A 22864-nucleotide genomic window follows, 5' to 3' on the forward strand; every position below is an offset into this window, starting at 1 on the left:
CCGGTGATTCCGGACCAGCCAGAAATCGGTCACGTTGAGCCCGGAATCACCGGTCACGTTCGTGCGGAATGCTCGGTCACGATAGGCCGGAATGGGCGGTCACGATGCTCCGGAATACCCAGCTACGGTCCGCTTCGGCCGAATCGGCGGCATCGCGGTATTGCTGCATAGCCTTTCGAGGTGACACTGGTGGGCGATCGCCTACCGAGTTATTTTGACGTCTAGTTCTGGCTCGCGTCTCTTACTTTCGCCACGCCGAGCTGCCCCGCCGCAGCAATCACCCGCAGGCTCGCCGAGCGCCATTCCGAAACGCAACGAATGCGCTCCTGCTGGGCCTCAGCCAAAGCCTTCTGCGTACTGAGGATCTCCAGCACATCGGCCGCCCCCTTCTCGTACTTGCGCTGCGAGCTTGCCAGCGAAGACTGCGCGGTCCGCAGCAAGGTATCCGAGGCTTCCAGGTTCTTGAGCGCAGCCGAAGCATCCGAGTACGCCTGCACCACTTCCATGGCCACGCGATGCTCCACATCCAGCAGTTCGGCGGCACGCTGCTCAACCAGCGCATCCGCCCCCCGGATCTTGTAGGTGCGTGCGAAGCCTTCGAAGATCGGCAGGTTCAGCGTCACCCCCATCAAACGCTCCCGTGTCTGCGTCGTGCTCAAACCTTGGCCGGGTCGCCCGTTCTGGTAGGACGAAGCAGAAAGGTCGAGCGATGGCCGCCCTTCTGAGCGAGCGACATCGGCACGGGCCCGTGCTGCATCAACCTGGGCTCGCGCCGCCTCGATGGCAGGGTGGCTTTGCTCTGCCTGCGCCAGCCAGTCCGCGAGAGACGACGCCAACTCCTCAGTCTTCGGCGGCCCAAGAGAAACCAAGCTCACCTTCGTACCGGGCGGCGCGCCAATTGCATAGACCATGACGGCCTTCGCCTTGTTCAGGTCGCCTTCGGCGCGGCTCATGTCGAGGGCCGCGCGTGCCAGGGTGGTCTCGGCCTGCAGGGTGTCCCCATTCGATCCAGCGCCTCGAGCCTCCCGACGACGGGCCGTCTGCAAGGTGCCGCTGGCTATGGATACTGCTTCCTGCTTGGCCGCCGATGCAGCCTGCGCAGTCTGCACTTCGAAATAAGCCTGGATCACGGCCGTCAGGGTCTTCTGCAGCGTCGCGTCATGGGTGGCCGACGCTGCGTCCAACAAGCTCTTCGCCGCGCTCAGATTCGCCTCGCGTCCCCCAAAATCCAGCAGTCGCCATGTGAGCGCGGCGTAGACCGTATTGCCTGTCGTGCGTGTCCCGGCGTTTGCGCTGCCCGGGAACCAGGTCTTGTCGCTCAATCGGCTGACCGAGCCCGTCAACGTCGGCAGATAGGCGGCCTTCGCTTCGCCAACGGCCCCCGATTGCACCTTGATAGCAGCCCAGGCCGCACGCACCTGGGGATTGCTGCACATCGCCAGATCAATCGCCACCTCGAGGGACAGCTGTGCCGGAATCTCCGGGGACACGTCACAGGCGAGCGGCTCGGCGTCGCCGGGCAGCGTCACACCACTTCGCAGCACCGGCGGGGCGGCGTGCAAGGGGTCGCGCAAGACATCGGAGTGCAGGATGCCGTCTACATCGAGCGCGCTGGCGTTGAGCGCCCCTCCCGAACAGATCGCCACGACGCAGGCCGTGAGAATTCGTCGGAGACTGCGTCGCTTGCCGCTGCTGTCAGGGCCTGCCTCAGCGTTCACGCAGGCTTTCATGGGTCTCCTGCAGCAGTGGGCTGAGCACATACTCGATGACTCGGCGCGTACCGGTCTTTACTTCGACATTCACTGACATCCCTGGGCTCAGCGGTACAGCCTTTCCATCCACCTGCAGCGTCGATGCATCCAACTGCACCTTGACCGAGTAGAGCAATCTCTTCTTCTCATCCTGCTGCTTCTCGTCTTCGATCGCGTCGTGCGAGACATGGGTCACCTTTCCCGAGAGGGTGCCGTACTTGGTGTAGTCGAACGCGTCGACCTTGACTTGCGCCTCCTGGCCTTCGTGCACGAAGCCGATGTCCTTGTTCTCGAGAAATGCTTCGACCTCCATCGAATCCTGCTGCGGCACGATCAGCATCAACGGCTGCGCCGCAGGCACGACGCCGCCGACCGTGTGAACGGTGAGTTGCTGCACGGTCCCGTCGACCGGCGCGGTGAGCTTGAGCAAGCGACTGTGCGAATCGGCACGAGTGGCATCCTGTCGCGCACCGTTCTCTACGCGACCACCTTCGGTTAACGCGTCAAGAGCATCTTTCCTGGTCAGGGCGATCAGGGCCGCGCGCTGATTGCGGGCATCCGAGAGCTGCCCCTGCAACTCGACGCGCGCACGCTCTTTGTCGAGATAGGCGTGCATGGAGACGTCGTGGCTCTGCGACAGCTCCTTGTAGTCCCGCGCCTGCTGGGTGGCCAGCGTCAACGCTTCCCCGAATCGGTGAATGTCGCCGTCGATGCGATCCAGCTTGCTGCGGAAGTCCTTGTACTGCCCTTCGAGATGGCTCTGCTCGGCATGCCATTGGTCCGGCGGTACGCCGTCGAGGACTGGCAGCCGCGGCACACTCAGCGTGTCGACGCCCTTGATCAAGGCCCTGGACCGCGCGGCTTGCAAGGCCGCCACCACGGCATCACCCGACGCCTTGTCGCGCTCCGCATCGGATGCGCTGGTATCCAGTTCCAGCAGTGGCTCGCCCGTCTTGACGAACTGGCCTTCGACCACGTGCAGTGCATGCACGCTCGCGACATCGACCGAGGCGATGCTCTTGGTGCGCCCGCTGGGAATCACCTTGCCTGTTGCGTTCACGACGATGTCGATCTTTCCCAGGATCGACCATGCGAGCACCGCGACAACCATGGCCATCAACACCCGTGCCGTCCAGCGCGCGGTGGACGAGACGGGGCGCTCCTGCAGAGACAGTGCCGCCGGCAGGAATGCCGCCTCGTCCTCGTTGAACATCCCCAGGCCGTGGTCATGGCGACGGGCCCAATGGGTGGCGAACACGGCGCGATAGTGGGCCAGCAGGCCACCGTAGGCCTGCACTCGTTGTCGGAGGCTCATTTGGCTGCCGCCCCCGCCTGTTGCACTGCTGCCAGCGACGTCATCAATGCACGCTCATTGAAGGCGGCCTCGACGTTGCCCGACTGCAGGTTGTAGAGGTGACGGTAGATACCATCACCAATGCCCAGCAACTCGGCATGCGAGCCTTGCTCGGCGATCTGCCCGCGTTCCATCACGATGATCCGGTTCGCCTCGCGCACCGCCGAGAGCCGGTGGGCGATGATCAGCACGGTACGTCCCTTGCAGATCAGGCGCATGTTGTCCTGGATGATCTTCTCGGACTCGTAGTCCAGCGCGCTGGTCGCCTCGTCGAAGATCAGGACGCGCGGATTGGAGATCAACGCGCGTGCGATGGCGACCCGTTGGCGCTGCCCGCCGGACAGGCCCGTGCCATGCTCGCCCACCATCGTGTCGTAGCCTTCGGGCAGCTCGCTGATGAACTCGTGGGCACCAGCGAGCCTGGCGGCTGCCATGATGGCCTCGATGGGTAAAGCTGGATTCGACAGCGCAATGTTGTCGCGGATGCTCCGGTTGAACAGCATGTTCTCCTGCAGCACCACGCCGATCTGCTGCCGCAGCGAGGCGGTGTCGATCAGCGCGAGATCCTGTCCGTCGACCAGCACCCGGCCTCGATCGGGGACATAGAGGCGCTGTACCAGCTTGGTCAGCGTGCTCTTGCCAGAACCCGAGCGGCCGACGATGCCGATCACCTCGCCGGGCTGCACCTTGAGATTCACCGCGCGCAATACATCGGGCGCGTCGGGGCGGTAGCGAAAGGACACCTGGTCGAATTCAACTTCGCCGGAGATTCTCGGGATGCGAGTCTTCTGACCAACCACTTCGGTGCGCGCATTGAGGATGTCGCCCAGGCGCTGCATCGAGATGCCCACCTGCTGGAAATCGTTCCAGAGCTGGGCGAGCCGGATGATCGGCGAGGCCACCTGGCCCGCCAGCATGTTGAAGGCGACCAACTGGCCCACGGTCATCTTGTTGTCCACCACCAGCGTGGCGCCAATCCACATGATGGCGGCGGTGACCAGTTTGCTCACGAGCGTGACGCCGCCGCCGGCGACCATGGCCACGTTGGTGGCGGAAAGGCCGGCCGAAACGTAGGAGGCGAGCTGCTTGTCCCACTTCTGGGTCCAGCGCGGCTCGACGGCCATGGCCTTGACGGTGTCGATGCCGCTGATGGTTTCGACAAGGAAGGACTGGTTCTCGGCGCTGCGGTTGAACTTCTCGTTGAGGCGCGCCCGCAGGATGGGCGTGAAGACGGCCGAGAGGATGGCGTACAGGGGAATGGATGCCAGCACGACCAGTGTGAGCCAGACGCTGTACCAGAGCATCACGGCAAGGAAGACGAACGAGAAGAGCAGGTCCATGACCAGCGTGATCGCGTTACCCGTCAGGAAGGAGCGGATGTTCTCCAGCTCGCGAATGCGCGCGACCGAGTCGCCCACACGCCTGGCCTGGAAGTACCCGATGGGCAGGGACAGCAGGTGCCGGAACAGCCGAGCGCCGAGCTCCACGTCGATCTTGCTGCTGGTGTGCGCGAAGACGTAGGTGCGGATGCCGGTGAGCAAGGCTTCGAAGAGGGTCGCGCACAGCAAGCCTATGGCGATGACATTGAGGGTCTTCATGGCGTGGTTGACCAGCACCTTGTCCATGACGACCTGGAAGAACATCGGCGTGGCCAGGCCGATGAGTTGCAGCACCAACGAGATCAGCACGACCTCGCCCAGGAGCCTGCGGTACTTGATGACAGCCGGAATGAACCAGCTGAAATCGAATTTGGCGATGTCGCCGGCGTAGGTGGCCTTCGATGTGAAGAAGATCAACTCGCCCGACCACTGGGCAAGAAAGGTGTCGAGAGCCAGCACTTGCGGTGCCTCGCCCGCGCGCTGAATCAGTATGCGCACGGCGGCACTGGGCGTTTGCCCAACCGATGGAGTCCCCGCATCGTATTTGCCGACGATCAGGAATCGACCTTCGCGGTCCAGAGCGACTGCGGGCAGCGGTGCACGATTCAGTCGATCAGCCGGTTGGCGGACCAGCTTCGCCGCCAAGCCCAATTTCTTGGCGGCCAGAACAATGGTTTGTGAGGTGAACGGCTCGTGGCCGAATTCGTGCCGAAGTTGAGCTTCGTCCACGGCCACGCCATGGTAGCTCGCCATCATCACGAGCGAGAGGAGTCCCGTGTCCATGCCATCCCTGAAATCATCATCCGTTGCAGGTGCTCGGATGCTCTTGTCTTGCAATGAAAAGGATGCCTCGGATGCCGAAGCAGGCGGGGGCCGTAGTCATGTCAGGCAAATCACGCAGGCCCCGATGTGCCGGGCTTAGCGCTCAGTGCCAACTCGCAGCAAGTGTCGGTGCCAGTGCCTGCTGCTCCTGTGCTGTGTAGACAAGCTGGCCCGCCGCCGGTGGAGCGAACGACGCCATGGCTTGCACCAGACTTGAGATATCGCCGGCGCTGATGGTCAGTCCATCGCTTGCTTTCAAACTGGATAGCTGATTGCCTGCGCTCCAGTTGTCTATGGTGATGGACTCGCTACTGCCGAGCACGCTGATCTCAAGATTGTTGCCTTGTTCCTGGAACCACAGCTTGTCATGGACTCCCGCCAGAAGTTCGATGTCCAGCTGGCCGACCGTGCCCGAGATGTGGTACTGCCCGCTGGCAAGCGCGAGGGTGTCGCTGCCACCGTCCAACTGAATTGCGTTCGAGCCGTTCCCCAGCATCAGTTGATTGTGGCCCGCGCCCATCGTCACGGAATTGTTTCCGTCGCCCAGCACCAGTGTGTTTTGCCCGCTGCCTACAGTCACCACATCGTTGCCCTGTCCCAGGGTGATCTGGTTGTCTCCATTTCCCAGGCGGATCGTATCGACAACTCCGAGGCCATCAGTCGCAGTCACGACACCGTTCCAATCACCCCAGTCGATCGAGGCCGCATCGCTTCCAAGATAGACAGTCTGACTTGCCGGCGTTCCATCGGCGTTGAATGTATCGCTTCCATGGCTGCCGTCGGTGTGGGTCCAGCTGTCATCCACGAGGATCCCCGCCGCTGAAAATTCCTCCGCCTTGACGTTGCCGACGGGATCTGTCGTTGTGATGGCATAGCTGCCGTCAGCACTGTATGCCGTCGTGAGGATCGATCCATCGGTATTGAATATCGTGGAGGTCGATGACCCATCCAGTGCGCTGGTGTCGGCCCCGTAGGTGCCATCGGGGCTGCGCCATGTGTCACTGATCAGCGATCCGTTGACGTCGTACTGATCGGTTCCGGACGAGCCGTTCGCGTCGGCCCACGTATCGCTGGATGACCCATCCGCATTGAACGTTTCCGTGCCTCGGCTGCCATCGGAGGAAGTCCAGCTGCGGCCTGTCAAGACATCTGAGGAGGAGTAGACCAGCGTGGTGGTCTTGCCGTCAGAATCCGTTGCAGTACTGGTATGACTGCCGTCGGCCGCATAACTCGTGCTACTGATGACTGTGCCGTCCGAGTCGAATGAATCGTCACCATGGCTGCCGTCGATCTTCGTCCAGTGCGATGCCGTCAGTTGACCATAGGCGCTGTAGCTCTGCGTATTGGTATCGCCGTTGGTTTCAGTGGTGTTGAAGGTGTAGCTCTGGTCTGCTTGGACCGTGGTCGTGTTGGACGAGCCATCGGCATAGTAGGTGCTTCGTCCCAGGCTGCTGTCGACACCGTAGGTCACGCCCGTGCCACTGCCGTCCGACGCGTAGCTGTTGTCGCCATGCGTCCCATCGGCGGCGAACCATTTTTCATGAGTGAGAGCGCCCGTGCTGGAGTAACTCTTGACCGTGACGCCGCCGTCTGCATCGATGGTCGCAATGCGATAGCTGCCGTCGCTGTCATGGGTGGTCGCGCTGCCCGGTGTCGCGGTGGCATAGACGGTACCGCCATGTGTGCCGTCGGCGTGGACCCACGAGTCACTCAGCAGGACATCGGTTGCTGAATATGTCTGCGTTGTGGTGTTGCCCAAGCCATCGTCCACATAACGGCTGTAGCTGCCGTCCACATTGTCGACTTCACCGTGACTGGCACCCTGAGCATCGTAGAAGTCGGTGCCCGAACTCCCACCCATCGTGCCCCAGGCTTCGCTTGTGAGAGTGCCGTCGACTTCGTAGTTCTTGACTCGGTAGTTGTTCTGCGCGTCGTTGGAGGTCTGAGAGTAGTTGCCGTCGGCGTACTCGATGATTCCCTGGCTCGATCCATCGCTCGCGTAAGTGATCTTGCCGATGGTGCCGTCCTTGTCAGACCATTTGTCGCTGGTGAGTTGGCCGTTCGCGTCGAACGAGAGAGCCATGTGGCGATCGACCGTATCCACGTTGACGACCACGGAGCGGGGTGATCCATAGCTGTTATTGACGCCCGTAGTCCCGATCTCGATGCCCGGGAGATTTTCGTCGATGGTTGCGCCGTTGGTCTGGCCCAACTGCACCATGCCCGTCGCATCAGTGATTGCCTGCCGCATGTCGCCAATCCACGCGCTCGCGCCATCGGCCTGGTTTTGCAGGGTCTGCCCATCGACATGCCCGGTGTACGCATCCGTTCCATCTGCGAAATGCGCTCGCAGATTGTCCGTATCTTCTCCATCGCCCTGTACATCGAACGAGGCGGTGCTGCCATCGTTGCCGACAAAGGATTCGCTCACGAGATAGGGCGACTGATTGTCACCGTACGAACCGAGCGTGTATTGGTAGTGCTCTGTCTGTACGCCATCCGCTGTCTGGAAGGATTCGTCGATCGTCCCCGTGGTGTAGACCTCGCTGGACTCGGGGACTGGCTGGACAGCCGAGAGCGCGGTCACGGTGGTAATCACCTCGAAGTATTCGTAGGTCTGTGACGAGGCGTCGAGTACCGCGTGCCCTACGAGGTAAGCGGGCAGCGGCTGTCCCGCAGGAACAGAAGCCGCTCGAATCTGAACGCTGGAACCTGCGGGGACTTGTTGGCTTCCCAGTGCGGCCGCTTCATCGGGGGACAGGTATTTGATGGAGACGATCGGACTGCTGTCCGCCGTGGATGCTGCATAGACCGGAGGGGAAGACGGCCTCGGTGTGACCGTCTGGTTCGCGACGATGGCCTCGAATGCTTGGTTGGCCGCATCGCGCGTGACGCCAAGGACAGGCTGGAAGTTTTCGACGGAGTCGTCGAGTGCGCCCTGGCCACCTTCTTGCGCTGTTTGCACGTAGTGCAGTGTTCCATCCGCATCGAGCAGGACCTTACCGCCGCTGGACAACGACGCCCGAGAGAGCCCCGCGCCAAAATCGGCCACAGTTCCTCCCGCCAGAAATGCGCTGACCGCATCGAAATTCTGTACGGAGCCTTCATCCGTATCAGGCGAGCGGTTGCCAGTCATCATCAATACGGGATTGCCTGCAGCGTCCAGGACCTCGAAGTTCAACTGGGTGGACGTCACGGTAGACCCATAGGGGTTGTACATGTCCCCCTTCACGCTGTGGCCCGCTTGCTGATTCAGCGGGGCTGCATTGGCAACGCTGTATTGCCCGCTCTTGAGGAAGTCGTCATAGGCCGTATTGGCCGAGGTCCCGAGGTTGCTGCGGCCGCTGGAACCATCGGCGTTGAGCCACGATTGCCACAGCGCATGGCCGGCACCATCAAAGTGAACTGTTGTTGCATTTCCAGCACTGTCGATGGTGGTTTGAGATGACGCCAGACCGCCAGCGTTCTGGGTGCTGCCGCTGGTGCGTATGCCCGCCGCCGAATAGGTGGTTTGGCTGACGTCGCCCTGCGCGTTCCGGGTGAACGACGAATAGCTTCCGTCGCCGTTGTAGCTTGCCCCCTCACTGCTTCCATCGGGATGTGCAAGGGTTGTGCGCAGCAGAGTGCCGCTGGCGCTGTAGTCCGAGGTGGTGACATCCGGGTGGGCGGCGTCATCGCTGAACCCCACCGCCACCGAGTAACTGCCATCGGTGTTGTAGGTCGTTCGCGTGATGGCATCGCCTTGCGCAGGCCAAGACTCTTTGCTCGTCAATATGTCCGCAGCTGAGTAATAGGAGTTTGTGTATGTCGCCCCGTAGACGAGGTCTTCGACCATGTGAGTGCCGTCAGCCTGGTAGGTTGTCGTACTCTTGCCCGTGTCGCTGTACGTGGTGCTGCCGTGTGTGTCGTCGGCATGCGTCCAGGTCTCGCTGATCAGCGTCCCGCTGGCGTCATAGACACTCGTGATGCTGGCCTGAGCGCCGCTTTGGGTCACCACGGTCGTGACGTGGCCATCGGCCGCAACGCTGGTGCTGGCGCTTGTGCCGCCCGTGCCGAAGTTTGCGACTCCGCGGCTGCCGTCCGGGTGCGTCCAAGTATCACTGAGCAAGGAGCCGGTGGGATCGAATGCGCGCCGCTCTATGTTGCCCTTGCCGTCATCCGACACCACCTGCGAGCTGCCATCGTCAAAGGTGGTGGTGGTGGTCGTGAGGGTGGTGAGGCCTGCTGTGTTGAATAACTCCACTGCCACGATTTCTTGCCCGTCGCCCTCGGCGTCGTAAGTGCGGGTGCCACTGCCGTCAGTGTTGACAGCGGTGTAGACCCGTGAGCCGTCCGCATAGTCGCGAAGGTCAGCCGTGATGACACCGCTCGTGGCATAGGTGGTCTGCTCATCATTGCCTTGCCCATCATCTGTGTAGGCGATGGCGCTGCCGTCCACGTTGTAAGTGCTCCCTGATGAAGAGCCATCGGCACCGTAAGTGTCGCTGCCGTGCGAGCCGTTGGCCTCCTGCCAAGCATCGCCGGTTTCAGCGCCATCTGCACCGAAGAAGACGTTGGTAATGTTCTCTTTTCCGTCGTCCGCGATCGTGATGCTGGTGCCATCGACATTGAAAGTCTCGCTGCGGCTGGAGCCATCCGCGTAGAAAGTGTCCGAGCCTTGCGAACCGTCAAGCTTGACCCAGTCGTCACCTGTCACGCGTCCGTTGGTATCGGTGTAGTAGGTGTACTGGGTGCCGTCGGCTTGAGTGACGACAGGCGTCATCGGGTTGTACGGACTGCTCCATGCCGACCCATCGGCGAAGGTGCCGTTGAATTCGCTCGTAGTCTCTCGGCTCGCGCTCACATGATCCGTGCCCTGCAGTTGCCCCGCCGTGCCGTACTTGAAGATCAGCGCATCGCCGTTGGCATCGTTGTAGTTGACGCTATAGCTGCCGTCGGAGTTGACGATCTTGCCGAAGCCCGATCCGTCGAGGCTGAACAGCGAACCCGCAAACTCCGTCTGTTGCTCCTCAGCCGTGCCGTCGGCTGCCCATTGGGTTACGAGCACCTTGCCGTTGAGCTGATAATCGTAGCTCGTGCTCAGCACGCCATCGGCGTTGTAGGTCTTGATGCCTCGTGTGCCATCGGCCTGCCACCAGTCCTGACTTGTCAGACTGCCGTCGCCGCTGCGGTTGTCGATCGTGATGCCTCCGCTGGCGTCCAACGTAACCGTGCTGGCGCTGCCATCGGCGTGTGTCACGGAGCCAGTTCCCGAGCCATCGGTGTCGAAACTGTCCTGCCCCGATGCGCCGTCGCTCGAGGTCCAGGTGTCGCTGGCCAGTGTGCCGTCGGCATTGAAGTGGTCGCGTGTCAGATCGAGCTCACCTAACACCGAAATATTGACCAGGGAAGACGCATTGAATGTCGAGGCGGCGCCCCCGGGGGTCTGATAAAGCGCATAGGTATCGCTGCTGCCGTCCGTATGGGTCGTCTTGCCCGATATCGCACCCGAGGCGTAATAGGTGTCGGTGCCGCTCGTGCCATCGGTCGCGGTCCAGCTGTCGTGGGTGAGATGGCCTTGCCCATCGCGAAAGTTCGTGATGCTCCCGCCGTTCAAGGTGACGACGGACGACGTATTAGAAGCTCGGTCGTAATCAACGCCGTCGCCAGTCGTATCCGTTTGAGCGGAAGCCACTCCCTGAGCATCCACGACGGTGGTATGCAGAGTATCTTGAACGTCGTTGGAGCGAGTCCAGTAACTTCCATCCGGATTGATCAGTGTGATGTAGTCCGACTGCGGCACGCTGAAATTGCTGCCACTGCCGTGAGGCGTATCGGTTTGGCCGTTAGAAAAAATCGTTTCGGTCCCCGAGGAGCCGTCAGCGTGGACCCAACCGGCAGCGTACAGATTGCCGCTGCTGGTGTAGTAGTCGGTGGTGACATTGCCTTGGGAATCCTCCATGTAAGTGGCATACCCACCACCCGCATAGTTGATCGTGCCGGTGCTGGAGCCGTCCGAGTTGTAGGTGTCCGTTCCCGTGCTGCCGATGCCAAAGCGGTTCTCCCAGGTGTCCGATTCCGTTGCGGCTCCATTTGCGTCGAACGCTACGGAGATATCGCCACTGGCACCGTTGGCATCGGCCCAATGTTCACTCGGAGTGCCGCCATCCATCGCCAGGGTTTCGTCGATCTCATCGCCATTGGCGTAGGCCACTTTCAACAGATCTCCGGACAGGGTGCTTGTAGCATCCGATGATGAACTGCCCGCGCTAGCTTGTGGACCGGTTTGGAGATGGCCGGTCAGCAATCTGCCTGCCACTTCCAAGGCCGTGTTGAGCATCAACGCATTCTTGACCGCCTTGGGGGTCTCCGCGTTGTACCCGGCCGAAATTGCTTGCCAAGTGTCCTTGGCCGCCTTCATACCCGTCTCAAATGCGGAACCGGAATTGAAAAGATAATCGAACAAGGAGTAGCCGGGCACAAGCACTTGAGCACCAGTAACCGCATTCTTCAAGTTCGTAATCGCCGCGTCGGAGGCCGCCTGCGTATTGGCGTACATGAATTCCTGCAGCGACGGCAGCTGGGCGGGCATCTGCACGCCGTTGACGACGGGGATATCTTCGGATGCCAGTCCATTCACCACCGCATCGCCCACGTCGACCCGCGGCCGGTTCAACGAATTGCCGTAGTTGAGTTGCTCGTTCCAGAAATAGAAGGTGCCACCCCAGCCGCCGGCATCTTGGCCGAAATTGGGGTCTGGCATGGGCGTCAGGATCGCAGCGCCGATGTCGAACGACAGCATTTTCGGAAAGACTGGGATCCCATGGTCTTTGAGAATCTGACTGATGACGTTTTGCCCGATGTAATTGGACGTTTGCTGAATTCCCGCGTCGATCTGCGCTTGCGTATAGCCTGCGAGTTTGCCTCGGAATTCCAATCCGTATTGCGTGGAGTCACGGATATAGTTGACTGAAGCAACGCTGCGAATGTTGCCATTAATGAAGCCAGCTGCACTGAACCAGAACTTGGTATCCCGATTGACCGAGGAGGAACCCTCTATAACCGAGGAAATGTAATCATAAATTTCCTTGAATTCTCCAACTGGCGGGGTCGACTGATCCAATGTATCGATAACTTGGCCTTTAATTTCATCCCAAAGATTTTTTTCTTTTAGCAGCTCGACGAGATGATCATATTGGTCGCCTGTCAATTTCAGTTGCAAAGAGTCATTCAAATTTTCGCTTGCCATATCGCGCCCTCACAAATAATGAATTAAATAATATTCACTGATCGCGCCACTGGCGGATCATTTGATTGAGTGCGTGTACGAAATTATTGGTTTGCGAAATAACCCCTGGCGTTGTTCTCAAGAGAAGTAGGCGCATCTGGAAGTGGTGTGTCTTGTCATAGGTGTCCGCGTCGCAGGTATGGGAGTCACAACTCATCAAGAAATCGCCTTCTTTTTCTGTGGAATTTACATACAAACCACCTTCACTTGGCACGGCCGGTTTGTAGTTTTTCCAATCCGGGTGGCGTTTTAGATTCGCAGCCCTATAATCAAGCTGATTTAGGTTTTTGAAGCCCGAAGGCGTAGCGGTAGGGTCATCGCCACCATTTTTCTTGTTTTCCAAAATATCCGATGGCCTCGAATCTCGATGCTCTCTTTCATCCGATGAATATTGCATCGGAAAAATCATGATCTTGAATCGCTTGTCGCTCTCATAATTAGGATCATTGAGATCTGTCGGCAATCTAGGGCCGCATTGCGTTCCAAAGCACGATGCCAGCGTCATGTCCGGATACCAGATCGGAAATGACAGCATCTTGGCTTCAATGACGTCGGTCGGTGATTTAGGCCGCGGCCATCTTTCCATCAAAAATCTGGGTACCCTGAGAACGACGCCCTCAGCAAACTTGACTGGAACTGAGTTTTCTGGCGTGACGGGAGCATCCAGGCGCAAGGCCACGGGCTGTTTGGCTGTCTGTGCCTGCAAAGGCGATGCTAAAAAACCGGAAAGCGCAAGCAAGGTTGCGAGGAATTTCAGTTTTTGAATCGATGAATTCATGGTGTACACATTCAGCCCCCTCTACGTCGCTCAACAATTGGCTGCTGGTTGAGGGGAAACGCATGCCGCGAGGCTAGAAAGATTTTTTAAGGAGCCTGAATGGCATGAAAGCGATCGGCTCGCTTCTCTATCGCCCGCATCTGGCTGGCGCATTCGACGGAATTGCAGATGCACCCGGGAATCCCCCTTTAATTAAATAGTTCTAACATTTGCATTAGAACTTACCTTTAATTACCCTCTGACCAACCTGACGGATACCTGAACTGAAGAGGTAATCTGTTCCTTGGTACTTACTCTGGGCGTTTGTGTGACTTTGGTCACACACAAGGGATGAGGACAAGGTGTTTTGTGGAAACTCGTCCTCTATGGATTCGCCGGACGGACCTTGGCGGCCAGGACTTCCTGCAATTGGTATAGCGCATCCTCGGAGCTAAAGCTGGCGTGGCGGCGCGCGAACTCCCGTGCGGCCCGCCGGAACTGGCTTTCGCCATGCAAACGCGCAACGGCAACGGTGCATTGCTCCGCGGATCGCACGTTGGGCGCCATTGAATCGCCCCGGCTTCCCTAGACACTTTTGAGCCGTTGGAAATGGCGTCGCTCGAACTCTACGGGCGACAGGTCGCCAGCGTCACTTCTTGCCAATCGTCATGAACCACCGCCGCGCCGCGCTCGTCCTGATCCTTTCCGCAGCAGCCTCGCTTGCTGCGTACGCGCAGAGCTACCTGAGACTGGAAGAGCCCCCAGTCACGACTTTGCCGGAGCCTGGTGAGCGTCCAGTCCGACCATCTTGAAAGCCTGCTCGGAGCATAGGAGCCTAGTCCCCATCAACAACTCTCTTGGTGGACACGTGAGCACTATCCCTGATCAACAAGCCGGCACACGTCGGCGACGTCGCATTCACAGCGACGAATTCAAGGCGAACGCTGTGGCCAGCTGCATGCAGCCGGGCATGTCGATGGCGGCTGTGGCAATGGCCCATGGCGTCAACGCGAATCTGCTGCGCCGATGGGTTCGCGACGCAGAGATGAACTCGGCAACCACCGTCGTCAGCGCGACCACCGCTGAGACCCCGAAGGCGCAAGAAGCCAAGACAGTGTTCGTCCCGGTCAGCTTGCCGCCACCAGTGCGGCCGGCTCATGTCCCGGACGTTCGCATCGAGCTGCGACGTGGGCCGATAGTGGTCACCGTGACCTGGCCGGCGAGCGCCGCCAGCGAGTGCGCGGCCTGGATGCGCGAGCTGCTTCGATGATCCGCATCGACGCGATGTGGCTGGCCGCAGACCCTATCGACATGCGCGCCGGCGCCGAGCGCCTGTTGGCGCGCGTTGTGCAAGTCTTCGGCGCAGCGCAGGCGCACCATGGCTACCTGTTCGCGAACGCCCGCGGCACGCGTGTCAAGCTGCTGGTGCACGACGGCTTCGGCGTGTGGTGCGCGGCGCGCCGGCTCAACGCGGGGCGCTTCGTCTGGCCGGGCACGACCCACACGCCGCCCTTGCTGTCGCTCACACCTGCGCAGTTCGACGCCTTGGTCCTGGGCCTGCCCTGGCAGCGCCTTCCCGAGCTGAGCGTCATCACGCGAGCCTGAGGAGCCGGCGCCCACGCCATCTGCCCATGCGTTGACAGTGGATGTGCCGAGGTTGGCGTTGCCGTGCACTGGCATCATTCAACGCATGCTTGGTGCGCGTGATCTTCCTGCAGCGAATCCTTCGGGACTGTCCGCTGAGACAGCTGCGCTGGTTGGTCAGTTGCTCCAGCGGCTGCAAGACCAGGAGCAGCAGCTGGCCGAGCATGGCCGTGTCCTTGCGCAACGCGACCAGGCGCTCGCCGAGCGCGACGCGCTGCTGCAGCGCAAGGACCGCGAGATCGCACTGCGCGAGGCCAAGATCGAGAAGATCACCTTCGAGCTGGCCAGGCTCAAGCGCTGGAAGTTTGGCGCCAAGTCCGAGGCCATGAATGCCGAGCAGCGCCGCCTGTTCGAGGAGACGCTGGCCGAGGACGAGGCGGGCCTGCGCGAGCAGCTCGAGCGGCTTCGGCGTGAAGCCGCCGCGGCCGCAGCCGGCGCGGCTGCCTCGGACACAACGACCAAGGCGCCCCCGCGCCGGCCGCGCCGCAACCCGTTTCCCGATCACTTGCGCCGTGTCGAACACCACCACGAGCCCGAGCGCACCGACTGCCTGGAGCCCGGCTGCGGGCGCCCGATGACGCGCATCGGCCAGGAGGTCAGCGAGCGCCTGGACATCGTGCCGGCCGAGTTCTTCGTGCACCGCCACATCTATGGCAAGTGGGCCTGCCGCTGCTGCCAGGTGCTGCGCCAGGCGCCCAGCGTGGCAGAAGTCATCGAGGGCGGTATCGCTGCCAGCGGCTTCGTTGCGCACACGCTGATCAGCCGCTTCGTGGACCACATGCCGTACTACCGGCAAGCGACCATCAACGCCCGCAGCGGCGTGCACACACCGCGCTCGACGCTGGCGTCCATCACCGGCCAGGCAGGTGCAGCGCTGGAGCCGCTGCACGAGGCGCACAGGCGCTTCATCCTCAGCTGCGCGGTGCTGCACGCCGACGAGACCCCAGTGGCCCTGCTGGACCCCGGCGCGGGCAAGACGCGCCGAGCCTACGTCTGGGCCTACGCCAGAAGCTGGCACGACAAGGTGCCTGGTGTGATCTACGAGTTCTGCCCGGGACGCGGGGCGCAGTACCCGCTGGCATTCCTGGGAGGCCGAGGGAGACACGGCAGACGATGGTCGGGCACGTTGCTGACCGACCGCTACGGCGCCTACGAGACCGTGGTCGATCCCCGGCTGTATCCGGACCGCCTGGGCGCAGCCTGCGCCGCGCACGCGCGCCGCAACTTCGAAGAGTTGACGCACGACGGCACCAGCGTGGTGGGCCTGGAGGCGGTGCGTCGCTTCGCGCGCATCTACGGGGTCGAGGCACAGCTCAAAGAGCTCAGCGATGACGAGCGCCGGGCGCAACGCCAGCAGCTCGCCAGGCCGCTGTGGGAAGAGCTCAAGCACTGGCTACAACTGGAGCGCCGGCTGGTGGCCGACGGCGGCCCGACGGCCAAGGCCATCGACTACACGCTGGGGCACTGGGCCGCGCTGACGCGTCACTTGGACGACGGCGCGGTCGCCATCGACAACAACCACCTCGAGCGCCAAATCAAGCCGTGGGCGATGGGCCGCAAGGCATGGATGTTCGTGGGCAGTGAACTCGCTGGCCAACGCGCCGCCATCGTGATGAGCCTGGTGCAGTCGGCGCGCCTGAACGGCCATGACCCCTGGGCCTACCTGCGCGACGTGTTGCAGCGCCTGCCGACGCAGCGCGCCAGCCAGATCGAGGACTTGCTGCCGCACCGATGGCAGCCAGCGTCCGACGCGCGACCATGACCTTGCTCACGCAGGCCGTGATGGTCCGGGCGAACATCGACGTCGACCGCATGAGCGCGCAACAAAAGGTTGAGCTGGCTGACGAAATCTACGTCCAGCAGCCGAACCTGCTGGCCTCCATTCTCGTGTTGCCTCGCTACGGGGTCGACATGCTGCAGCTTGAGGTGCCGATCCACGTTCTGCTGGTTGCCTTCCAGGCCATGAAGCACTGCGGGCACGCCGTGCCGACGATCTCTGAAGACGTCCAGGAAACCTGCTTGCAGCGGCTGACGGCGACGATGCAGTTCACCGAGGGAGTGCCGCCAGACCTCGTCGCGCAGATGATCACGAAGTTCTGCGTCGACCACCCCGAGCGCTACCTGCTGGCGTTCGTGTACGGCTACCTCGGCGAGCATGACCTGCTGCGCGTGCGAACTGATGCCGAGAAGTTCTTGCTGCTGGCCGCTCTCAACCTCGTGGAGTGCGTTGCCTACGTCGGAGCGCAGTTGCAGTCCAAGTGACCCGCGTGGGGCCGGTCAAGATGGGATGACTGGACGCTCACGGATCTGTCGCGCCATTGGTTTGCCCTTGAAGATCTGCATCTGATGGTATGACATCTTTCACGACAATTGCCGCACCACTCAAGTATTCATTCAATTGCTGAACAAATAGCGGAGACGCGTTGATTATTTTCAAAAGATCTAGAGATACAGGCGAATTGGGTCCTCCAAGCGCTGTCATTAAACTGGCTAGCTTGGGGTTTGTCGCAAGAATGGGGGCATTGTTTGTCATGTCTTTTCTTGTTAATCCTCAATTTCAATTTGAAATTGATTTTCGTATTTGAATCCGCTCCACGCATCCGCTTGGAGTAAATGAAAAAACAAGAGAGCCAGGCCATTCGTTTGGAGGCAATTTTGGATAACCCAGGCTGTAGCGAGTTTCGATTTCTGAATTGTTCGCCTTGGCCGCTAAGAAGTCATGCGGAGTTATGGCGATGTCTCCTTTGCCGTAAATTCGTTCGACTTCGCCAGCGGTTACGCAAATTTCGTCGAGATTGAGTTCGACTTGTAAAACCACGTCTCTGCCCGTGTTGCTGTGTGAATGACGAAAGATGGCATAGCTGACCGTTTTTGCGCGAAATGTGGGATCTTCTGCATCGGCACGATAAGCGCCAACCGGAGAGTCAACAGAAACAGTGTCGACAGGATCTTTGATTTTCAGGTTTAATATTTTTACAACCTCCCCAAATTTCATTAAATTGTCTTCACTGGAAATGATGGCTCTAATATTCAACCAAAATTTATTTGAAACAGGGCCCGTTATTAGTGTTTGTCGAAGTGAATCTTGGCCTTGAGCACCCCCTTCCAATGGAAGGAGATTGACGGCCTCTGGATAAATTGGCTTAGCGACTGCGGTCGCAATGCCAATTGCCGATAGAATGATTTGCGCAAGAAGTTTTGAAAAATAGCTCATAAGCCTCAATTTGAGGATCGATTGTGATCTGCGAGCGAGATGGTGAGGGCTGGCATTTTGCTTTTATTGAGAATGTTATTTGTTACTCAGAGAAAGGCGCAACTGGCTTGGCAGCATTTTATGCATGCTGATACTTTTGACGCATCCACTGTAAGCGTAAGAAAAGACCAATGGAGGAATTCCCGCCTTCATGCTTCTTGAGGATAGGCTGCGCTGTAATTGGTTTCTATTGGGCTGTCGTTAGTTTTTGCGACTCCCATCTCATGGGGTGTTATTGGAATTCGCCCCTTCCCAAAAACTCGCTCCACCTCTGTCGCTGTTATGCAGATTTGATTAAGATCTAGATCGATTGCCAGAGCCACGTCTCGCGCTTTGGGGTTTTCCGCGTTTTGTACGATTCCGTATCCCATGGTTTTTATTCGCAGTGTCTTTTCTGCTGCATCTCTTCGCGACCGGTATTCTGGTTTTTCTGGGGAAACTGCATTAACTGGCTCTTCAAACTGAAGCTCAAGAAGTTCTGCTAAAAGAGCAAAATTCATGATGTAGTCATCATTGGAGATGATTTTTTTAATCCTCTCCCAGAAGGTCAAAGATATAGGCCCCATTACCAAATTCTCCTGGAGTCCAAGGCCTTGCTCCCCGTCTATTATTTTTTATTTGATAGAGGCGCACCCACATACAAAGGCTCTCCTGAAATCGCTGCACTGCAGGCTAGAAGAAGAAAAACGCTGATCAAGAGGGGGGAGAGGTTTTTTTGATCTCATATTTAATTTGAGAACAATTGACATGAGGACCCGTGCGTTGCGAGCAGCCGACGCCCGAATTGACGCTTCACTCCATCCAGCGCTTCGCGCAAGTGCCTTCAGATGCGCTGAAGAGACATGCGAGAAGGATGGTTGACACGCCTCTGCGATGCGGCGGAGATGACACAGCCCCTGCGCCCCAGGAACCCTTCCAGCTCCGGCTCGCCATTCGCGCAGGTTCGCCCCCGCAGTGCGCTGACGCGGGCTCGCCTCAAGACGATCTCTCACTCCCAACGCGCGCACTCCCCAGCGCCAGGCACTCATGTTCTTCTCCTCAGGCCGCTTCGGGCTTGTTGTTGATTCGCGCGGCCCGCTCAGGGAGCAGTACGGCCAGCAATGAGGAAACTAATGGTGGATTGAGGAGGAATTTGGTGGCTTTAACTCTATCTTTCAGCCGAGTTGTGCGCTGGTATCTCGTGAGCAATGGTGTCCGCGAGATGGCCCTGACCTGCCCGGTTTCTCCGAGACATTGATTTCTAGGAAGATGGCTCCCGCCCGAAGAGGAGCCCATGAAGAAGAGTCGATTTTCAGAAGAGCAAATGGTCACGATCCTGCGTGAAGCAGATCGTACGACGGTGGCCGAGGCTGCCAAGAAGCACAAGGTCAGCGACGCCATCATCTATGCCTGGCGCAAACACTTCGGCCAGATGGAGGCGGCCGACGTCAAGCGTCTGAAGGCCCTGGAGCTTGAGAACAGCCGGCTGAAGAAGCTCCTTGCCGAGCGAGATCTGGACCTCGAGATCCTCAAGGAGATCAACGCAAAAAAATGGTGAGCCCGTTGGCTCGGCGCGAGCAACTGGCCTTCGTGCGCGCACGTGGCTTGAGTCTGCGCCGCGCCTGCGGGCTCATCGGCATGTCACGCGCCACGCCCAGCTACGAGCTGCGCTTGCCCACCAAGGATGCGCCGGTGCTTGCGGCGATGAAGGAACTCTCGGCTCAGTATCCGCGCTATGGCTATCGACGCACCCCCACCGGGTCAGGATTCCATGGAAATCAACACCCGGTCGTCAAAGAGCACGTGGTGCGCCAGTTGCGGCTGGTGCGCCCGCGCATCCAGAACGCCGATCACGGCATCCATGGCAGGCGTGTCCAGACCTTTGAGCAGATCATCGAACAGGCCGCCGGCGATGGCCACTGGCGCACAAAGTGCGCTGCACGCGCGTTGGCGCGCCATCACCGCATTCCAGGAGAGCTATGGAGCGATGACCAGCGCACAACGCGGCACGCAATCCAAAACTCACCCACGAGCGGCAGCTATGCAGCGAATGCCGATAGCGCCCGCTTCCGCCTCAACTGCTCTGCCGCACCATCAACTCAAAGCCCAGATCGACCGTCCGCTCAGTCACGGCTTCCGCACGCATCAGCGACAGCAACATAGCGGCCGCGCGCTCGCCGATCTCCCGGCGCGGAGTATGCACAGTGGTCAGTGGCGGCAGCATCTGATCACTACCACCGAGGTCGTTGAACCCGGCGATCGCCACGCGCTGCGGCACGGGCACGCCAGTACGCAGAGCAGCGAGCAGCCCGCCTTGGGCAAGGTCATCGTTGCAATAGAAGATAGCGTCCACGTTAGGGTGGCGCGCGAGTAATTCCTCGAATTGCCGTCCGCCCAGCGCGATCGAGGTCGGCCCCGGCACAAGCAGTTCGAGCGCCGGATCGTGGCAGCCGGCCGCGCGGAGCGCCTCGCGATAGCCCTCCAGCCGAAGCATCACACGCGGATCGAGCTGGCCGGCGGCATAGGCGATGGTCCGGCGACCGCGCTGCAGCAGGTGCTGCACGATCGCGCGGCCCGCGTCCTGCTGCGAGAACCCCACGCTGTGGATGCCGGGCGCGTTCGAGGTTTCCATCAGGTACACGCAGGGCGCATCGCTGCGTTCGAGCATCTGCAAGGCCGCGGCGCTGCGGTCGAAGCCGGTGAGCAGCACACCGGCCGGCCGTTGCGAAAGGTAGCTGCGCAGCAGCGCCTCTTCCTGCGCGGGGTCGTAGTGGGTCACGCCAATGAGCGACTGGAAACCGTGCGGTGCCAGCGCGTCCTGCACCGCCTCGAGCAATTCCACGAACAGCTGGTTGGTCAACGACGGGATCAGCACCGCCACGTGCGAGCTGCGCGCCGAAGCCAGCGCGCGTGCCGCCACGTTGGGCACGTAGCCGAGTTGGTCGACCGCAGTCTGCACGCGGGCCTGCAGGTCGGGCGACACATTGCGCGCGCCGCGCAGCGCGCGCGACACCGTGATCGGGCTCACGCCTGAGACGCGGGCCACGTCGTCAAGCGTCACGTGGTTGGAAGAACGGGAGCGTGGGCGCTCGGAAGTATCAGCCATGGTCAACGTCCAAGGGTTAGTACCAAGTTCGGATTGGATTTCATCGTTTTAGGATAGCGCTGTCCAGCCCTTGCCGATCCGGGGAAAAACCCGAGCGCGCCAAAGAGCTGGTTTTTTTAAATTGCACGGGATAGCGCTATCCCATTCATCGCCAGCCGCCGTCGCAGCGCCTGGATTCAGGAGACAACCCATGTTCGGAATGAGCCAAGAGATCTTCCTGCTCGTCGACGCCCTGGTGGCGATCCTCGGGCTGATCCTTCTGATCACGCGCTGGCGCGTGCACCCCTTCATCGCGCTGACGTTGGCCGCGGGCTTCCTGGGCCTGACCTCCGGCATGCCGGTGGACAAGGTGATGAAGTCCTTCCAGGACGGCTTCGGCGGCGTGCTGGGCTTCGTGGGCATCGTGCTCGGCCTGGGCACCATGCTGGGCAAGATGATGGCGGAGTCCGGCGGCGCCGACCGCATCGCGCGCACGCTGATCGACGCCTTCGGCCGCGAGCGCGTGCACTGGGCGATGATGTTCGCGGCCTTCCTGGTCGGCATCCCGCTGTTCTTCGAGATCGGCTTCGTGCTGCTGATCCCGCTGGTGTTCATCGTGGCGCGGCGCACCGGCGTGTCGCTCATCCGCATCGGCATCCCGCTGCTGGCGGGCCTGTCGGTGGTGCACGGCCTAGTGCCGCCGCATCCGGGGCCGCTGCTGGCCATCGGCGTCTTCAACGCCGACATCGGCAAGACCATCTTCTACGGCCTGATCGTCGGCCTGCCCACCGCGATGATCGCGGGCCCGATTTTCGGCAAGTTCATCTCGAAGTACGTGCCGGGCGAAGCCTCGCCCGAGCTGATGGAGCAGCTGGCGCACGAGCCCGAGGCGCGCGAACTGCCCGGCTTCGGCATCACGCTCATCACCGTGCTGCTGCCGGTGGGGCTGATGCTGCTGAAGACCTTCGCCGACGTGGCGCTGGACGAGAAGAACATCGTGCGCCAGTGGCTGGACTTCATCGGCCACCCGATCACCGCGCTGCTGGCGGCGCTGCTGCTGTCGCTCTACACCTTTGGCACCGCGCGCGGCTTCACCTCGAAGCAGATCATGAAGTTCGTCGACGACAGCCTTGCGCCCACCGCGGCCATCGTGCTGATCATCGGCGCGGGCGGCGGCTTCAAGCAGATGCTGGTGGCCAGCGGCGTGGGCAACGCGATCGGGCAGATGGCGCTGCACGCGCAGGTCTCGCCGATCCTGCTCGCATGGCTGGTGGCGGGGCTGATCCGCATCGCCACCGGCTCGGCCACCGTCGCCACCATCACCGGCGCGGGCATCGTCGCGCCGCTCGCGACCATGGTGCCGGGTGTGAACCGCGAACTGCTGGTGCTGGCCACCGGCGCGGGCTCGCTGATCCTCTCCCACGTCAACGATGCGGGCTTCTGGCTAGTAAAGCAATACTTCAACATGACGGTCGCCGAGACCTTCAAAACTTGGACAGTGATGGAAACGCTGATATCGGTTGTGGCCATCGTGTTCATCATGCTGCTGAGCGTGATCGTCTAAGCACGGAGA

General features: G+C 60.6%; 15 protein-coding genes and 1 pseudogene. 6 read left to right on the plus strand and 10 right to left on the minus strand.

Translation table 11 applies throughout. The annotated features are described in order from the left end of the window. Window positions 1-221 precede the first annotated feature (221 nt). The 5 genes from ACTG4X_RS35290 to ACTG4X_RS35310 all read right to left on the minus strand — a co-directional run bounded on the left by ACTG4X_RS35290 (window position 222) and on the right by ACTG4X_RS35310 (window position 13351). Window positions 222-1730 (minus strand): TolC family protein, encoded by a 1509-nt coding sequence (locus ACTG4X_RS35290; RefSeq protein WP_440534472.1) that lies wholly within the window; start codon window positions 1728-1730, stop codon window positions 222-224. Beyond that, window positions 1708-3066 (minus strand): HlyD family type I secretion periplasmic adaptor subunit, encoded by a 1359-nt coding sequence (locus ACTG4X_RS35295; protein ID WP_440534473.1) that lies wholly within the window; start codon window positions 3064-3066, stop codon window positions 1708-1710. The genes ACTG4X_RS35290 and ACTG4X_RS35295 overlap by 23 nt, the downstream gene beginning before the upstream one ends. Further along, window positions 3063-5267: a type I secretion system permease/ATPase gene (locus ACTG4X_RS35300; RefSeq protein ID WP_440534474.1), complete on the minus strand. Its 2205-nt coding sequence runs from the start codon at window positions 5265-5267 to the stop codon at window positions 3063-3065. The genes ACTG4X_RS35295 and ACTG4X_RS35300 overlap by 4 nt, the downstream gene beginning before the upstream one ends. A 142-nt stretch (window positions 5268-5409) precedes the next feature. Next, window positions 5410-12534 (minus strand): hypothetical protein, encoded by a 7125-nt coding sequence (locus ACTG4X_RS35305; protein ID WP_440534475.1) that lies wholly within the window; start codon window positions 12532-12534, stop codon window positions 5410-5412. Window positions 12535-12568: 34 nt separating this feature from the next. Further along, window positions 12569-13351, minus strand: a complete 783-nt coding sequence (locus ACTG4X_RS35310; RefSeq protein WP_143696848.1) for a hypothetical protein — start codon at window positions 13349-13351, stop codon at window positions 12569-12571. 937 nt (window positions 13352-14288) lie between these two features. On the opposite strand from ACTG4X_RS35310, the gene ACTG4X_RS35315 reads away from it, so the two are divergent. From ACTG4X_RS35315 to ACTG4X_RS35330, 4 genes are all read left to right on the plus strand, one after another. Further along, window positions 14289-14600 (plus strand): transposase, encoded by a 312-nt coding sequence (locus tag ACTG4X_RS35315; protein ID WP_440534684.1) that lies wholly within the window; start codon window positions 14289-14291, stop codon window positions 14598-14600. Next, entirely contained in the window at window positions 14597-14935 is a 339-nt protein-coding gene (tnpB, locus tag ACTG4X_RS35320; RefSeq protein WP_097201068.1) for an IS66 family insertion sequence element accessory protein TnpB, read from the plus strand. Before ACTG4X_RS35315 ends, tnpB begins: the two co-directional genes overlap by 4 nt. Before the next feature lie 364 nt (window positions 14936-15299). Further along, the gene (gene tnpC / locus ACTG4X_RS35325) at window positions 15300-16736 is read left to right on the plus strand and encodes an IS66 family transposase (RefSeq protein ID WP_440534685.1); all 1437 of its coding nucleotides are present in this window, start codon (window positions 15300-15302) and stop codon (window positions 16734-16736) included. Further along, a complete protein-coding gene (locus ACTG4X_RS35330) occupies window positions 16733-17236 on the plus strand; it encodes a hypothetical protein (protein WP_097201234.1) in 504 nt (167 codons plus the stop codon). Before tnpC ends, ACTG4X_RS35330 begins: the two co-directional genes overlap by 4 nt. Before the next feature lie 37 nt (window positions 17237-17273). Here ACTG4X_RS35330 and ACTG4X_RS35335 read toward each other — a convergent pair whose 3' ends face one another. The 3 genes from ACTG4X_RS35335 to ACTG4X_RS35345 all read right to left on the minus strand — a co-directional run bounded on the left by ACTG4X_RS35335 (window position 17274) and on the right by ACTG4X_RS35345 (window position 18727). Continuing rightward, complete coding sequence (locus tag ACTG4X_RS35335) at window positions 17274-17507, minus strand: hypothetical protein (protein WP_143696849.1); 234 nt, start codon at window positions 17505-17507, stop codon at window positions 17274-17276. 24 nt (window positions 17508-17531) lie between these two features. After that, window positions 17532-18188, minus strand: coding sequence for a hypothetical protein (locus ACTG4X_RS35340; protein ID WP_143696850.1), 657 nt, complete (start codon window positions 18186-18188; stop codon window positions 17532-17534). A 188-nt stretch (window positions 18189-18376) separates the two neighbouring features. After that, entirely contained in the window at window positions 18377-18727 is a 351-nt protein-coding gene (locus ACTG4X_RS35345; protein ID WP_440534476.1) for a hypothetical protein, read from the minus strand. A gap of 773 nt (window positions 18728-19500) precedes the next feature. Between ACTG4X_RS35345 and ACTG4X_RS35350 the strand changes: the two are divergent. Next, window positions 19501-19955, plus strand: a pseudogene (locus tag ACTG4X_RS35350) (transposase); the annotation flags it as partial. A gap of 12 nt (window positions 19956-19967) precedes the next feature. Here the strand turns inward: ACTG4X_RS35350 and ACTG4X_RS35355 are convergent. Both ACTG4X_RS35355 and ACTG4X_RS35360 read right to left on the minus strand, forming a co-directional pair. Further along, window positions 19968-20165 carry a hypothetical protein gene (locus ACTG4X_RS35355; protein WP_440534691.1) on the minus strand — a complete coding sequence of 66 codons (198 nt, stop codon included), beginning with the start codon at window positions 20163-20165 and terminating at the stop codon, window positions 19968-19970. 115 nt (window positions 20166-20280) lie between these two features. Continuing rightward, window positions 20281-21312 (minus strand): LacI family DNA-binding transcriptional regulator, encoded by a 1032-nt coding sequence (locus tag ACTG4X_RS35360; RefSeq protein ID WP_097201071.1) that lies wholly within the window; start codon window positions 21310-21312, stop codon window positions 20281-20283. 190 nt (window positions 21313-21502) lie between these two features. On the opposite strand from ACTG4X_RS35360, the gene ACTG4X_RS35365 reads away from it, so the two are divergent. Next, window positions 21503-22855, plus strand: coding sequence for a GntP family permease (locus tag ACTG4X_RS35365; protein ID WP_097201072.1), 1353 nt, complete (start codon window positions 21503-21505; stop codon window positions 22853-22855). Window positions 22856-22864 lie beyond the last annotated feature (9 nt).

The sequence above is a fragment of the Variovorax sp. YR566 genome (genome assembly GCF_051992195.1).
Lineage (GTDB): Bacteria > Pseudomonadota > Gammaproteobacteria > Burkholderiales > Burkholderiaceae_C > Variovorax.